Origin of the sequence: Sphingorhabdus sp. (assembly GCF_044374345.1) — a bacterium.
GTDB lineage: Bacteria > Pseudomonadota > Alphaproteobacteria > Sphingomonadales > Sphingomonadaceae > Sphingorhabdus_B.
This window is the reverse complement of the sequence record NZ_JBILOS010000057.1, coordinates 1-14,217: the sequence shown is the minus strand read 5'-3', so window position 1 is coordinate 14,217 and position 14,217 is coordinate 1. Positions and strand designations below refer to the sequence as shown.

Annotated in this window: 15 protein-coding genes; 14 read left to right on the top strand and 1 reads right to left on the bottom strand. The window is 55.4% G+C overall.

What is annotated here, in order from left to right:
* Together rho and ACIQ5B_RS07195 are read left to right on the top strand one after the other, a co-directional pair.
* Window positions 1–1,197: transcription termination factor Rho (gene rho, locus ACIQ5B_RS07200; protein ID WP_397598419.1), on the top strand; the 1,197-nt coding region annotated here is incomplete at its 5' end.
* 15 nt (window positions 1,198–1,212) lie between these two features.
* A complete protein-coding gene (locus ACIQ5B_RS07195) occupies window positions 1,213–1,959 on the top strand; it encodes a YjbE family putative metal transport protein (protein WP_397598418.1) in 747 nt (248 codons plus the stop codon).
* 34 nt (window positions 1,960–1,993) lie between these two features.
* Here ACIQ5B_RS07195 and ACIQ5B_RS07190 read toward each other — a convergent pair whose 3' ends face one another.
* On the bottom strand, window positions 1,994–2,704 hold the full coding sequence (locus ACIQ5B_RS07190) for a dienelactone hydrolase family protein (RefSeq protein ID WP_397598417.1): 711 nt from the start codon (window positions 2,702–2,704) through the stop codon (window positions 1,994–1,996).
* An 89-nt stretch (window positions 2,705–2,793) separates the two neighbouring features.
* Between ACIQ5B_RS07190 and ACIQ5B_RS07185 the strand changes: the two genes are divergently transcribed.
* The 12 genes from ACIQ5B_RS07185 (at window position 2,794) to ACIQ5B_RS07130 (ending at window position 14,215) form a co-directional block, all read left to right on the top strand.
* Window positions 2,794–3,054 (top strand): DUF6489 family protein, encoded by a 261-nt coding sequence (locus ACIQ5B_RS07185; RefSeq protein WP_324479801.1) that lies wholly within the window; start codon window positions 2,794–2,796, stop codon window positions 3,052–3,054.
* 7 nt (window positions 3,055–3,061) lie between these two features.
* Complete coding sequence (gene mnmE / locus ACIQ5B_RS07180) at window positions 3,062–4,357, top strand: tRNA uridine-5-carboxymethylaminomethyl(34) synthesis GTPase MnmE (RefSeq protein ID WP_397598416.1); 1,296 nt, start codon at window positions 3,062–3,064, stop codon at window positions 4,355–4,357.
* A 71-nt stretch (window positions 4,358–4,428) separates the two neighbouring features.
* Window positions 4,429–6,300, top strand: a complete 1,872-nt coding sequence (gene mnmG, locus ACIQ5B_RS07175; RefSeq protein WP_397598415.1) for a tRNA uridine-5-carboxymethylaminomethyl(34) synthesis enzyme MnmG — start codon at window positions 4,429–4,431, stop codon at window positions 6,298–6,300.
* Window positions 6,297–6,965 carry a 16S rRNA (guanine(527)-N(7))-methyltransferase RsmG gene (rsmG, locus tag ACIQ5B_RS07170; RefSeq protein ID WP_397598414.1) on the top strand — a complete coding sequence of 223 codons (669 nt, stop codon included), beginning with the start codon at window positions 6,297–6,299 and terminating at the stop codon, window positions 6,963–6,965. Before mnmG ends, rsmG begins: the two co-directional genes overlap by 4 nt.
* On the top strand, window positions 6,962–7,741 hold the full coding sequence (locus ACIQ5B_RS07165; RefSeq protein WP_397598413.1) for a ParA family protein: 780 nt from the start codon (window positions 6,962–6,964) through the stop codon (window positions 7,739–7,741). Before rsmG ends, ACIQ5B_RS07165 begins: the two co-directional genes overlap by 4 nt.
* Window positions 7,738–8,664 (top strand): ParB/RepB/Spo0J family partition protein, encoded by a 927-nt coding sequence (locus ACIQ5B_RS07160; protein WP_397598412.1) that lies wholly within the window; start codon window positions 7,738–7,740, stop codon window positions 8,662–8,664. Before ACIQ5B_RS07165 ends, ACIQ5B_RS07160 begins: the two co-directional genes overlap by 4 nt.
* 84 nt (window positions 8,665–8,748) lie before the next feature.
* A complete protein-coding gene (locus ACIQ5B_RS07155) occupies window positions 8,749–9,555 on the top strand; it encodes a cytochrome b/b6 domain-containing protein (protein WP_397598411.1) in 807 nt (268 codons plus the stop codon).
* Window positions 9,552–10,325: a molybdopterin-dependent oxidoreductase gene (locus ACIQ5B_RS07150; RefSeq protein ID WP_397598410.1), complete on the top strand. Its 774-nt coding sequence runs from the start codon at window positions 9,552–9,554 to the stop codon at window positions 10,323–10,325. Before ACIQ5B_RS07155 ends, ACIQ5B_RS07150 begins: the two co-directional genes overlap by 4 nt.
* 61 nt (window positions 10,326–10,386) lie before the next feature.
* Entirely contained in the window at window positions 10,387–11,499 is a 1,113-nt protein-coding gene (locus ACIQ5B_RS07145; RefSeq protein ID WP_395627986.1) for an S-(hydroxymethyl)glutathione dehydrogenase/class III alcohol dehydrogenase, read from the top strand.
* Window positions 11,500–11,910 (top strand): NAD(P)H-dependent oxidoreductase subunit E, encoded by a 411-nt coding sequence (locus ACIQ5B_RS07140; RefSeq protein ID WP_397598409.1) that lies wholly within the window; start codon window positions 11,500–11,502, stop codon window positions 11,908–11,910.
* Window positions 11,907–13,352: an NADH-ubiquinone oxidoreductase-F iron-sulfur binding region domain-containing protein gene (locus tag ACIQ5B_RS07135; RefSeq protein ID WP_397598408.1), complete on the top strand. Its 1,446-nt coding sequence runs from the start codon at window positions 11,907–11,909 to the stop codon at window positions 13,350–13,352. The genes ACIQ5B_RS07140 and ACIQ5B_RS07135 overlap by 4 nt, the downstream gene beginning before the upstream one ends.
* The gene (locus ACIQ5B_RS07130; RefSeq protein WP_397598407.1) at window positions 13,349–14,215 is read left to right on the top strand and encodes a homocysteine S-methyltransferase family protein; all 867 of its coding nucleotides are present in this window, start codon (window positions 13,349–13,351) and stop codon (window positions 14,213–14,215) included. Before ACIQ5B_RS07135 ends, ACIQ5B_RS07130 begins: the two co-directional genes overlap by 4 nt.
* The last annotated feature ends 2 nt before the right edge of the window (window positions 14,216–14,217 follow it).

Below are 14,217 nucleotides of genomic sequence, written 5' to 3'. Positions count from 1 at the left end.
CTTGGTGTCGAGGGCGCGTCGACCTTGCGCAAACAGGATCTGATGTTCGCTATCCTGAAAGAGCTGGCCGAAGATGGCGAGCAGATCATGGGTCTTGGTACGATTGAGGTTCTGCCCGACAGCTTTGGTTTCTTGCGCTCGCCAGAAGCGAACTATCTCGCTGGCCCCGACGATATTTACGTGTCGCCAAATATGGTCCGCCAATTTGGTCTGCGCACCGGTGATACTGTCGAAGGCGAAATTCGCGCGCCAAAAGATGGCGAACGTTATTTTGCCCTGACCAAGGTGATGAAGATCAACTTTGATGATCCGGACGCCGTCCGTCACCGCGTTAATTTCGATAACCTGACGCCGCTATATCCAGATTCAAAACTGACTTTGGACTCGCTTGATCCAACGGTGAAGGACAAGTCCGCACGCGTTATCGATATTGTCAGCCCGCAAGGTAAGGGCCAGCGCGCGCTAATCGTCGCGCCGCCGCGTACCGGTAAGACTGTGTTGCTGCAAAACATCGCCCGCGCGATTACCGAAAACCATCCTGAAGTGTTCTTGATCGTATTGTTGATCGACGAACGTCCAGAAGAAGTCACCGATATGCAGCGTTCGGTGAAGGGTGAGGTTGTTTCCTCCACCTTCGACGAACCCGCGACCCGTCACGTGCAAGTTGCTGAAATGGTTATCGAAAAGGCAAAGCGTCTGGTGGAGCATAAGCATGATGTTGTCATCTTGCTCGACTCGATCACGCGTCTTGGCCGTGCCTATAACACTGTGGTTCCATCATCGGGCAAGGTGTTGACCGGCGGCGTGGATGCGAACGCGTTGCAACGGCCAAAGCGCTTCTTTGGTGCGGCACGAAACATCGAAGAAGGTGGTTCCTTGTCCATCATCGCAACTGCGCTGATCGATACCGGAAGCCGCATGGATGAAGTTATTTTCGAAGAGTTCAAGGGTACCGGCAACTCCGAAATCGTGCTCGATCGCAAGGTCGCGGATAAGCGTATCTTCCCAGCACTTGATGTCGGCAAATCCGGCACGCGTAAGGAAGAATTGCTGGTCGAGGAAGGCAAGCTCAAGAAAATGTGGGTCCTGCGCCGTATCCTTATGCAAATGGGCACCATCGACGCGATGGAATTCCTGCTCGACAAGATGAAGGATTCGAAGACCAACGAAGATTTCTTCGACTCCATGAATCAGTAAGCGATCGGCGACATCATGATATTTGAATTTTTAATTGCGACCGCGTCATCGGCGATGTCATTTGGCGGACCTGCCGAAATTTGGGGGCATATCGTCAATGATTTCTCCAATCTGAACACCACCAGCGCGTGGACCGCTTTGGGTTCGGTCATCTTGCTTGACCTTGTGCTTGCAGGCGACAATGCGATTGTTGTTGGCGCATTGGCCGCTGGTCTGCCTCCGGAACAGCGCAAAAAGGTCATTTTCATCGGGGTTATCGCGGCGCTGGTTTTGCGTGTGGTGTTTGCCTTGATGGTCAATTTGTTGATGGGTGTCATTGGCCTCATCTTCGTTGGCGGGTTGTTGTTGATCTGGGTTGCGTGGAAAATGTACCGCGACCTTCAACGCAGCGAAGCAACCGAATCGCCCGGCTCTCCTGAAGTTTTGGGTGACGAAAATAGCGGTATTCCGGCGGCCAAAAGCTTTGCTGCGGCGGCATGGGCAGTTGCGGTTGCCGATGTATCGATGAGCCTCGACAATGTTCTGGCCGTGGCAGGCGCTGCCAAGGATCATCCAGGCATCATGATTGTTGGTCTGATCTTTGCCGTGGCCCTGATGGGTATCGCAGCGAATATCATCGCCCAATATATCGAACGCTATAAATGGATTGCATGGCTGGGCATGGCCGTGATTGTCTATGTCGCGCTCAAGATGATTTACGAAGGCTGGACCGACCCTGATTTGGGCGTTGGCAGCTATGTCATCGCGCTGATCAGCCGCTAATTTTTGAGGGCATCTGACGATCGTCAGATAGCCCTCAATTTAGATGTTCTGCAAAAAACGCTGCTGTGCGTGAATCGGCAAGTGTCGCGCCAGCTTCGTTCCGGCGGTTGCCCATTTCTGCGGCAAAGCCGTGGTCTAGCCCTTCATAATCGTGCAAAGTCACCTTGGGGTGATTGTCCAGCCCAGCATGGATCGCGGCCTGCGCCTCTGGACCCACAAAATGGTCGGCAGTGGGGATATGCAGCATGAGTGGATGGGCAATCGCATGGCTCTCGCCAAGCATTTGATCAATCATGACGCCATAATAGCCAACAGATGCACTGATATCGGTGCGTGTCGCCGCCATATAGGCCATTCGTCCACCAAGGCAGTAGCCGACACAGCCGACATTTTGAACGGGGGCGTGGCCTGAAATGCCGCCCCGTATCGCGTGAATAGCAGCCTCAATGTCTTTGACACCGTCATCGGCATCATATTGGCCAAAATAGCCGAACGCTTCTTGAAGCTGCGCTTCCACATCAGGATTGAGTTCAACGCCGGGCGCGAAACGCCAGAAAATGTCGGGTGCAATCGCCAGATATCCATCATTAGCCAAGCGATCGCATTTTTGGCGAATGCCCGCATTTACGCCGAAAATTTCAGGTATAACGATGATAGCCGCTTTCGCAGCGCCAACCGGAGCGGCGAGATACGCCGGAAACAAGGCATCTTCGTTCAATGCCGGAATCTTTATCATGTCGCCCATATCTTGCTCCTGTGCGGACATTCTCCGCAATTGCGTGATTCGATGTTGTCTTTATAGTATGTCATACCATCAAGAGGAGAGTCCCGGCCATGAAGATGAACATAGAGATCGATTGTTCGCCAGAAGAGGCCCGTGCGCTTTTGGGTTTGCCCGATGTGACCAAGGCCAATGAGGCCTATGTTGAAAAGGTCACGAACCTGATGAACGGCGCCGGCGGCATCGACCAGCTTCAGGAACTTGGCAAGCAAATCGCGCCAATGGGGCAAATGGGATTGCAGCTGTTTCAACAACTGATCGAAACAGGTGCAAAAGCCGCCATGTCGGGCATGAGCAGCAAAGACAAAAAATAGAGCTTTAATGTCCTCCACCGATACTATTTTTGCACTGTCCAGCGGTGCGCCGCCGGCTGCCATAGCGATTATCCGCATCAGCGGCCCTGCCGCGTTTGATGTGGTGCACGGGCTTGCGGGCCGGACACCAAAGCCGCGGCGGGCATCGCTGGCTATATTAAGGGCGCCAGACAGCGGTGAGACACTCGACCAAGCGCTTGTCTTGCTCTTTCCAGGTCCTGATAGTGCCACGGGCGAGGATCTTGCCGAGCTTCATATTCATGGTGGACGCGCCGTCGTTCGCGCTGTCGAAAAAGCCATAGCGCAGTTTCCCAATGTGTGCGCTGCAGAGGCAGGGGAATTTACGCGCAGAGCCTTTGCCAATGGCCGGTTGGATCTAAACGAAGCCGAGGGTCTTGCTGATTTGTTATCGGCAGAGACCGAGTGGCAGCGCAAATCCGCGACATTGATGTTTGGCGGTAGTTTTAGCGCAGCGATCGAAGCATGGCGGCAAGAGGTTCTCCAACTGTCGGCGCTGACCGAGGCTGAACTTGATTTTTCGGATGAATCCGATGTGGATGCGCAAAATAATCATTCAATATCAGTGTCTTGTGCGAATATTCAACGCGACATCGAACGCATATTATCCAATCCCTCTGCTGAAAAGTTAAAGGATGGGTTGCGCGTCGTATTGGGTGGTCCACCAAATTGCGGCAAGTCGACATTGTTGAATGCCTTGGTCGAGCGTGACGCGGCTATCGTGTCGGATATTGCCGGCACCACGCGGGATATGATCGAAGTCCCGATTGGGATTGATGGCATCGCGTTCGTTTTTACTGACACCGCAGGGATACGGGATCATACCGACGACGTCATTGAGCGCATGGGCATCGACCGCAGTCAGGCCGCGATGCAAGGGGCTGATATCATATTATGGCTTGGGCCCGAAGGCAGCGGGCCCGACCATCCGCAGATCATTGAAGTGGCGGCCAAGTCTGATAGCGCCGATGGCCTGAAAAAATCGGGTGCGGCCATTCAGGTGTCGGCCGTCTCAGGATTTGGCATTGCCGATCTAAAAACAGCCGTCGCCGATATCGCGAAAAAGCTTTTGCCGCCACCCGACCAGTTTTCAGTAAACCAGCGGCAGCGGGGGCTTCTTGCAGACTGCGCGCATGCGCTGGGAGCATGTCAGGCGACGGACGACTGGCTGATCGTCGCAGAATGCTTGCGGCAAGCGCGGCTAGCATTGGACGCATTAACGGGTCGCGCCCATACCGAAGAACTTCTCGATAATGTATTTGGCAAATTCTGCGTCGGTAAATGACGCGCTGTTTCACGTGAAACAATCCCACGCAGAGTTTTGACCGATGCGACTTGTTCGGCTATGCGCGACCTATGACAACCGATTTCGACATCATTGTAGTGGGCGGAGGGCACGCGGGAACTGAAGCCGCAGCCGTCGCCGCGCGTATGGGTGTCCGCGTCGCGCTGGTGAGTTTCGACAAAAGCATGATCGGCGCGATGTCATGTAATCCAGCCATCGGCGGCCTTGGAAAAGGGCATCTGGTGCGTGAAGTAGACGCATTTGACGGTCTTATTGCCCGTGCGGCAGATGATGCTGCGATCCACTACCGCATGCTCAATGCGTCAAAGGGCGCAGCCGTGCAGGGTCCCCGGGTTCAGGCAGACCGATCATTGTTTAAGGCATCGATCCAGCGCCAACTCGGACAGGTTGCGCATTTGACGATAGTGCAGGCGGAGGCCGCGGCGCTCCATCTTGTTCCTGGATCATCCAACAGAGTCGGTGGCTTGGTCCTTGGTGATGGCTCCATCATCACGTCCTCGGCGGTCATACTGGCCACAGGGACATTTTTGGGTGGAAAGCTGTTTCGTGGGGAAGAGCGGTTTGAGGGCGGGCGCGTAGGCGAAGCTTCCGCAATGCTGTTGTCCAAGCAACTGCGCGATGCGGCACTGCCGATAGCGCGCCTAAAAACTGGCACCCCGCCACGCATTGATGGCCGGACCATCAACTGGGCAATGTTGGAAGAACAGCCATCCGATGATGATGATTGGACGATGTCCTTTTCAAATCAGCGGCGCACGGTACCCCAGATATTCTGCGCCATGACACGCACCAACGCGGTGACACATGACATCATCCGCAGTGGTTTGGACCGTTCACCTTTATTTGGCGGTGATATTGAGGGCAGGGGTCCACGATATTGTCCGTCGATTGAAGACAAAATATTCCGTTTCGGTGATCGTGATGGCCACCAAATATTCTTGGAACCCGAAGGGCTTGATAGTCATTTGGTTTATCCCAATGGCATATCGACGTCGCTACCGACGGACATTCAGACCGCTATGGTCAAGTCGATGGCTGGACTGGAGCGATGCGAAATCATCGTTCCGGGTTACGCCGTTGAATATGATTATATCGACCCGCGGTGTCTGGATTCGACCCTCGCCGTGCGCGGGTTTGAAGGACTATATTGCGCGGGTCAGATCAATGGCACGACCGGATATGAAGAGGCTGCGGCACAGGGCTTGGTGGCCGGGCTGGGCGCGGCGTGCAGATTTCTGGAGCGGCCCATGCCAGCCATGGACCGCACCAACAGCTATATTGCGGTGATGATTGATGATCTCACTCTACAGGGCGTTACCGAGCCGTACAGGATGCTCACGGCACGCGCTGAGTATCGCTTAAGGCTTCGGTCCGACAATGCCCATACGCGGCTCACGCCAATGGCGATTGAAGCGGGTGCCGTTGGCGAGGACCGACTGGCTGCATTCAACCACAGAGCGCAGATGAAGGCTACAGCGCTCGATATGATGTCGTCGCCGATAAGTGCTGATGTGCTGATGAAGCAGGGTGTGCCGGTCAAACCCGATGCGGGCAAAATGTCGAAGCTCGAATGGCTGCGTTTTCCGCATGTATCGATCATTGACTTGTTGGATGCCGATGGGGACGCATGGCCACGCGAGCTTTTGTTAGAGATTGAGCAGGACGGTCGCTACGCACCATATCTCGCGCGGCAAGAGGCGGAGATTCAAGACATCGCCGCAAATGAGAAGATAACGCTGGCCAGCAATGTCGACTATGCCGCCATTGCGGGGCTTTCCAATGAGATGGTGGAGAAATTACAGAGCGCAAAGCCCGAAAATCTCGCGGCGGCGTCGCGCCTTCGTGGCATCACGCCAGCGGCTTTGGCTGCTATCCTCGTCCACGCAAAACGCGCGCGCAGCGCGGTGACGGAAGCCGCATGACCGAAGCCGAAGCGAAAGCGTGGTTAACGACATCCTTGGGTGTTTCACGTGAAACAATGGAATCGCTCGAGGCGTTCGTTGCGTTCCTGAAAAGCGAGTCGGCCAGCCAGAACCTTATTGCGGCATCGACTATAGAAGATATTTGGTCGCGCCATATCGTCGACAGTGCGCAGTTGCTGACCTTCATGGATCAGAGTCGACCTGACACAAAATGGCTGGACCTGGGGTCAGGTGCGGGCTTCCCGGGGTTAATTATCGCGTTGCTCACGGATTTTGACGTGACCCTGGTGGAATCGCGCACTCGGCGGATTGAATATTTGCAGCGCGCGGTCGAAATGCTCGATATCGGCGGCCGTGTCACGGTCATGGGCATGCCGCTGGAGCGTATGAAAACCGCCCCGTTTTCGGTCATCAGTGCGCGCGCATTTGCACCTTTGCCCAAATTGTTTGAACTCGCGGTGCGTTTCTCTCATAATGATACTTTGTGGCTGCTGCCAAAGGGGCGTAACGCAGCAACAGAGTGGGATGACGTTAAAACAGTGTGGGATGGCGCGTTTAGCGTTAAACAAAGCATAACCGACGCGGATGCCGGTATTCTGGTCGGTACATTGGCCGGTAAGCGTACAGTTGGCGGCAGCGCCGGGGCAAAGGGACAAAAACCATGATCCGAATTGCAGTGGCAAATCAGAAGGGCGGCGTTGGCAAGACCACCACGGCTATCAACTTGGCTACTGCATTGGCGGCAAGCGGTTGGCGGTGCGTGCTGGTCGATCTGGATCCCCAAGGCAATGCGTCCACCGGTCTGGGCCTGAAACAAGCGCAGCGCGTCCACAGCAGCTATGATCTGTTAATGGGTGACGCGTCGTTGAAGGATGCCGCCATTCCGACCTTGATTCCCAATCTCGACATGGTCCCTGCGACGGTTGATCTGTCCGGCGCCGAAATTGAACTGGTCGAATATGAGGACCGCACCGGGCGGTTAAAGGCAGCTTTCGACAAATCGGATGCCAATTGGGATATCTGCATCATTGATTGCCCGCCGTCGCTTGGGCTCATCACAATCAACGCCCTCGTGGCGGTGGACTCACTTCTTGTACCGCTACAGTGCGAATTTTTTGCGTTGGAAGGTTTAAGTCAGCTATTACAGACAGTTGAGCGTATTCAGGGCCGGTTTAACCCGGCGCTGACGATCATGGGTGTTGCGTTGACCATGTACGACAAACGCAACAAGCTGACCGAACAGGTTGCGGACGATGTGCGCAGTTGCTTGGGCGATCTGGTGTTCCAAACAGTCATCCCGCGCAACGTGCGTTTGTCGGAGGCACCAAGCCATGGGCTGCCCGCGCTGGTGTACGACCATCGTTGTTCGGGTTCAGAGGCGTATATGAAATTGGCAAGAGAATTGATTGGCCGCCTACCGGCCCGGGAGCTCGCAGCGTGACGAATGATAATTCATCTGAAAAATCGCCATTGAAGAAAAAAATGGGATTGGGTCGTGGCCTGGATGCCTTGCTTGGTGAAGCATTGCGCGGCGATCCCGCTTCTGCGCGCGCGTCCGGAAATGTCGATTCGCGCAGCGTTGGCGTCATGACAATTGCGGTTGCCGAGATACGCCCAAATCCCGATCAGCCGCGCCGCCATTTTTCCGACGATAAGCTGAATGAGCTGGCGGCCAGCATTGCAAAGCATGGCGTGATTCAACCAATCGTCGTGCGTCCGTTCAACGATGGCTATCAAATCGTCGCCGGTGAACGCCGTTGGCGCGCGGCGCAGCGGGTTCAACTGCACGATTTGCCCGCCATCGTGCGCAATTTTGACGATGCCGAAACGCTTGAGATTGCATTGTTGGAAAATATCCAGCGTCAGGATCTCAATCCTATAGAAGAAGCCGAAGCGTATAAAAAGCTGACCGATTTGTTCGGGCATAGTGCGGCGGAGTTGGCGGAGCTGGTGCACAAGTCGCGCAGCCATGTTGCGAATATGATGCGCCTGCTCGATTTGCCTTTGCCGTTGCGCGATCTGGTCATCGAAGAGAAATTGACCATGGGGCATGCACGCGCTTTGTTGGGCAGCGAGAATGCGGTGCCATTGGCCATGCTGGTTATCAAGAACGGCCTGTCGGTTCGCGCTACAGAAGCGCTTGTGCAAAAGGAACGCGCGCCAACGGCTAAAAAAGGCAAAAGCACGGGCCTAAGTGACAATGCGGATATTCGGGCAGTCGAAACCCATTTGGGCGACCTGTTGGGCTTGACCGTGCGGATTGTTCAGAAAAATGCCACTGGCGCAGGAGCGGTGACATTTGAATATGGCAGCCTGGACCAGCTCGACATGCTGTGTCAGCGCCTGACGGGTGAAAAATTCTAATATTTTTCAGATACATAGATGCGCCTCAATAAATGAGGCCGACTGTGAGTTCAATCGTGGGGCAAGCGGTGAATGGCGAACAATATGGCGCAGCGGCACAAAGCCACCACACGGATTTGGCACTGGCTGAACGCCATTGCGCTTACGGTTTTGCTGATGAGCGGCCTGATGATTTTCAACGCGCACCCGCGTCTTTATTGGGGCGAATATGGATCGCGCGAAGACCGCGCATGGTTGGAAATTGACGACACAAGAACAACTGGATTTGTAAAAATCGGTTCAACGACGTTCGAGACAACGGGCGTGCTAGGATTGTCATTAGGCGCCGATGATAAAGTCCGCCGCGTTGCCTTCCCTGGATGGGCAACGATACCCACCCGGTACAATCTTGGCGCAGCACGGCGTTGGCATTTTGCCTTTGCATGGCTGTTTGCGCTTGGGTTGACTGGCTTCATGGCGGCATCGTTGTTGAACGGACACATCCGCCAGCATTTGCATATCCGGCGGACAGAATGGGCCCCAAAGCAGATATGGCGCGATATTAAAAACCATGCCCGACTGCGCTTTGATGCGCACAATGCGGGGACATATAACATCCTGCAAAAGTTCAGTTATGTCGGTGTAATTTTCATATTGTTGCCGCTGATGATCTTCACGGGCCTTGCCATGTCACCGGCGATGAATGCAGCCCTGCCATGGCTGCATGATATATTTGCCGGTCGCCAATCGGCGCGTTCAATCCACTTCATTTGCGCGGCGCTTTTGTCCATTTTTGTGCTGGTGCATCTCGTGATGGTTTTCCTGTCCGGACCAATTAACAGAATCCGTTCGATGATTACGGGCAAAGTTGCTCAGGCACGCCACGTGAATGTGACGGGGGTGACGTCATGAAGAACAACCGCGATATCATCGGGCGGCGTGCACTTTTGCGCGGCGCAACTTTGGGTGGCAGCGCGCTGATCTTGAGCGGTTGCGACGCGTTGAATGAAAGCGATATGTTTCGATCGGCGCTGCGTACAGCTGAAACGCTGAATCAAGTGGCGCACAGAAGCCTGATGGACAGGGCGGCGCTTGCACCGGAATTCCCTGCATCCGATATTTCGCCGGTCTTCAAAACCAACGGCTCACTAACAGGCACCTCGGCGGAATATCTGACGCATCTCGATACTAAATTTGCCGACTGGACGCTGCGCATTGACGGCATGGTGGCAAACCCCATGGATGTCAGTCTAGAAACGCTGCGGGCGATGCCGTCGCGCACCCAGATAACACGGCATGACTGTGTTGAGGGCTGGAGTGCGATTGCAAAATGGCAGGGCACGCCCCTGCGCCTGTTGTTACAGCAAGCCGGTTTGTCGGCGCGCGCCAAATATATCGTGTTTCATTGTGCGGACAGTTACGGCGCGCAGCCTTATTATGAATCCATCGATTTAATCGATGGATTTCACCCGCAAACAATATTGGCGTGGGGCATGAATGGCGACATGCTGCCGGTGAAATATGGTGCACCTGTGCGCCTGCGTGTCGAACGGCAGCTGGGGTATAAGCATGCCAAATATGTCATGCGGATCGAGGCGGTCGACGATCTGACAAAAATCCATGGTGGAAAAGGTGGATATTGGGAAGATGTGGGCGACTATGAGTGGTATGCTGGAATCTAGGCTTGCGTGTCCGCGCGGTTAATGGAAAAGCCGTTTCCAGCCATAGGGAGACCCGATTACCATGAAGACGCGCGCAGCTGTTGCCTTTGAAGCGAAGAAGCCACTTGAGATTGTTGAGCTTGACCTTGAGGGTCCCAAGGCTGGTGAAGTCTTGGTTGAGATCATGGCGACCGGCATTTGCCATACAGATGCCTATACGCTCGATGGCTTTGACAGCGAGGGGATATTCCCAAGCGTGCTTGGCCATGAAGGCGCAGGGATCGTGCGCGAAGTTGGCGCAGGCGTAACCAGCGTAAAGCCTGGCGATCATGTTATTCCATTGTACACACCGGAATGCCGCCAGTGTAAGTCCTGCTTGTCGGGTAAAACCAACCTGTGCACCGCCATTCGTGCGACACAGGGCAAGGGCCTGATGCCCGACGGTACAACGCGCTTTAGCTATAAGGGCCAGCCGATATTCCATTATATGGGCTGCTCGACATTTTCGAACTTCACCGTGCTTCCGGAAATCGCCGTTGCCAAAATCCGTGAAGACGCACCGTTCCAGTCAAGCTGCTATATCGGTTGCGGCGTCACCACAGGCGTTGGCGCTGTGGTCAACACGGCAAAGGTACAAGTGGGCGACAATGTCGTTGTCTTTGGCCTTGGCGGCATTGGACTGAACGTCATTCAGGGCGCACGGCTTGCGGGCGCTGGTATGATTATCGGCGTTGATATTAATCCTGACCGCGAAGAATGGGGCCGCAAGTTCGGCATGACCGCGTTCCTGAACTCCAGGGGCATGAGCCGCGAAGATGTTGTTGCCAAGATCGTCGAGATGACCGACGGCGGCGCAGATTACACCTTTGACGCCACCGGCAACACCGAAGTGATGCGCACCGCGCTTGAGGCATGCCATCGGGGTTGGGGCACCAGCATCATCATTGGTGTGGCCGAAGCGGGCAAAGAGATTGCCACCCGTCCGTTCCAACTCGTGACCGGCCGCAACTGGCGCGGTACCGCATTTGGCGGCGCCAAGGGCCGCACCGACGTTCCAAAGATCGTCGACATGTACATGACCGGCAAGATCGAAATCGACCCGATGATTACGCATGTCATGGGGCTTGAGGAAATCAACAAGGCATTTGAATTGATGCACGCGGGGACAAGCATCCGCAGTGTCGTGGTGTTTTAAATGACCTCAATCGCTGACATCGTCGCCGAACATGCGCACCGGGAAGGGCCGTTGCTGCCTATCCTGCATGACGTGCAAAAAGCGTTCGGCCATGTCAGCGAAGATGCCATGCGCGACATCGCACAGGCGCTGAACCTGACACGCGCGGAAGTGTATGGCGTCGTGAGCTTTTACCATGATTTCCGCAAAGAAGCCGAAACGCGGCCCATATTGAAATTGTGCCGCGCAGAAGCGTGCAAGGCGCGCGGTGTCGACGCTTTGGTACCGATTGCCGAAAAGCAAAGCCGCGTGAAATTAGAGGCTGTCTATTGCCTTGGCATGTGCTCGGTTGGTCCGGCTGCTTTGGTTGGCGACCAAGTCATCGCCCGATTGGACCAGGCGCGCCTCAGTTCATTACTGGAGGCCATGTGACGGTCCGGATATCCAATGACGCTGTTGCGCTCGCCTGTGGCGCGGATGCCGTTGCGGCTGCTTTTGCTGCGGCGGGCGTGGAAGTCGAACGCGTGTCCAGCTGGGGCATGCACTGGATGGAACCGTTGGTCGACATTGACGGCGTGGGCTATGGTCAAGTCTCGGCCGATCAAGTCCCTTCGATCTTAAGCGGTGACGCTAAATCCATCGGACGGATTGAGGATCACCCCTTCATTGCCAAGCAGAACCGGTTGACGTTCGCGCGGGCGGGCAAAACGCGGCCGACATCGTTGGACGATTATTACGCATCGGGTGGTTGGCTGGGTCTTGGTCAAGCACGCGCAATTGGCGCTGAAGCAACCATCGAAACAATCATGGCATCGGGCCTTCGCGGCCGCGGCGGCGCGGGTTTTCCGGCTGGTATTAAATGGCGGACGGTGGCCGACGCCCCTGCTGAACAGAAATATATCGTCTGCAACGCCGACGAAGGCGACAGCGGAACCTTTGCCGACCGGATGGTGATGGAAGGCGACCCGTTCATGCTGATCGAAGGCATGGCGATTGCCGGTTTCGCCGTCGGCGCGAGCAAAGCCTATATCTACATCCGTTCCGAATACCCGCACGCCATTGCCAAAATGGAAGCCACTATCCGGCTGTCTGCGCATTTGATTGCGCCATTTGTGGTCGAAGTTCGGGTTGGCGCGGGCGCTTATATTTGCGGCGAAGAAACCTCGCTCTTGAATAGCCTTGAGGGCAAGCGCGGTGAAGTGCGCGCCAAGCCTCCCTTGCCCGCGTTGGAAGGCCTGTTTGGCAAACCGACAGTGGTCAACAATGTGCTGACGCTGGCTGCCGTGCCATGGATATTGGCGCATGGCGGCGAAGCTTATGCCGCGTACGGCATGGGCAGGTCAAAGGGGACGATGCCCGTCCAGCTTGCCGGAAATGTCAAACATGGCGGCCTGTTCGAAGTTGCGTTCGGTATTACGCTTGGCGAGCTAGTCAACGAAATAGGCGGCGGCACAGCAAGCGGTCGTCCGGTACGCTGCGTTCAGGTCGGTGGGCCATTGGGCGCGTATATTGCGCCTGCGCAGTTTGATCTGCCTTTTGATTATGAAGCGTTCGCCGCGGCGGATGCGCTGATCGGACATGCCGGGATTACCGTTTTTGATGACAGCGTCGACATGGCACAAATGGCGCGATTTGCGATGGAATTTTGTGCGATTGAAAGCTGCGGCAAATGCACGCCCTGCCGATTGGGCAGCACGCGCGGCGTCGAAACGATCGACCAGATTATCGCAGGCAATAATGTCGACGCCAATCTGGCTTTGCTTGCCGATCTTGCCGAAACCATGAAGTTCGGTTCACTGTGCGCGATGGGTGGATTCACCCCCTATCCCGTTATGAGCGCCATCAAACTGTTCCCTGAGGATTTCAATCGATGACCACCATATTAGATGGTGGTATGGGCCGCGAATTGCAGCGATTAGGCGCGCCTTTCCAACAACCGGAATGGTCCGCTCTTGCGCTCATGGAAGCGCCGGAATTTATCACCCAGGCCCACGAACGCTATGCGTTGGCAGGGGCAAAGGTGATCTCGACAAACAGCTATGCTGTGGTTCCCTTTCACATCGGTGAAGAGCGTTTCCTCAACCGCGGTACCGAACTTGCGCGGCTTGCAGGAAAGTTGGCGCGAGATGTGGCTAATCGGCATGATATGATTGTGGCAGGTTCGCTGCCGCCGGTCTTGGGTTCCTATCGGCCCGACCTGTTTGAGGTTGAGGCAGCACGGGCAATCTTGGCAGTTCTGATTGAAGGCCTGTCGCCTTTTGCCGATATTTGGCTTGCCGAAACATTGAGCACATTGGCTGAAGCCCGATTGGTTGGCGAAATGCTGAAAGCCGACGCGCGACCGCTTTGGTTATCCTTCACGCTGAATGATGAAGGCAGCGCGATGTTACGCTCAGGCGAGACGATCGAACAGGCCGCCTCGCTGGCGTCCGAATGCGGTGCTCAGGCGATATTGTTCAATTGCAGCGCTCCTGAAGTGATGGAAGATGCGGTCCTCCGCGCCAAGGAGGCTTTGGGCACAGACTCGATCGCGATTGGCGTATATGCGAATGGTTTTGCCCACGCCGACGAAGAAGTGCCCGCCAATGGCGGCTTTAGAGAAATTCGCGCTGATCTTGATCCGCCCCGCTACTTGGACTGGGCACAAAAATGGGTGGCCTCAGGCGCAAATATGGTCGGTGGGTGCTGCGGAATAGGCCCGGAACATATCAGCGCGCTGAGGGACGGTCTGTCATGACG

Bases quoted from the DNA above. Each gene is read 5' to 3' on its own strand.
- ACIQ5B_RS07195 (WP_397598418.1), top strand. From the start codon at position 1,213: ATGATATTTGAATTTTTAATTGCGACCGCGTCATCGGCGATGTCATTT.
- ACIQ5B_RS07190 (WP_397598417.1), bottom strand. From the start codon at position 2,704: ATGGGCGACATGATAAAGATTCCGGCATTGAACGAAGATGCCTTGTTT.
- ACIQ5B_RS07185 (WP_324479801.1), top strand. From the start codon at position 2,794: ATGAAGATGAACATAGAGATCGATTGTTCGCCAGAAGAGGCCCGTGCG.
- mnmE (WP_397598416.1), top strand. From the start codon at position 3,062: ATGTCCTCCACCGATACTATTTTTGCACTGTCCAGCGGTGCGCCGCCG.
- mnmG (WP_397598415.1), top strand. From the start codon at position 4,429: ATGACAACCGATTTCGACATCATTGTAGTGGGCGGAGGGCACGCGGGA.
- rsmG (WP_397598414.1), top strand. From the start codon at position 6,297: ATGACCGAAGCCGAAGCGAAAGCGTGGTTAACGACATCCTTGGGTGTT.
- ACIQ5B_RS07165 (WP_397598413.1), top strand. From the start codon at position 6,962: ATGATCCGAATTGCAGTGGCAAATCAGAAGGGCGGCGTTGGCAAGACC.
- ACIQ5B_RS07155 (WP_397598411.1), top strand. From the start codon at position 8,749: ATGGCGCAGCGGCACAAAGCCACCACACGGATTTGGCACTGGCTGAAC.
- ACIQ5B_RS07150 (WP_397598410.1), top strand. From the start codon at position 9,552: ATGAAGAACAACCGCGATATCATCGGGCGGCGTGCACTTTTGCGCGGC.
- ACIQ5B_RS07145 (WP_395627986.1), top strand. From the start codon at position 10,387: ATGAAGACGCGCGCAGCTGTTGCCTTTGAAGCGAAGAAGCCACTTGAG.
- ACIQ5B_RS07140 (WP_397598409.1), top strand. From the start codon at position 11,500: ATGACCTCAATCGCTGACATCGTCGCCGAACATGCGCACCGGGAAGGG.
- ACIQ5B_RS07130 (WP_397598407.1), top strand. From the start codon at position 13,349: ATGACCACCATATTAGATGGTGGTATGGGCCGCGAATTGCAGCGATTA.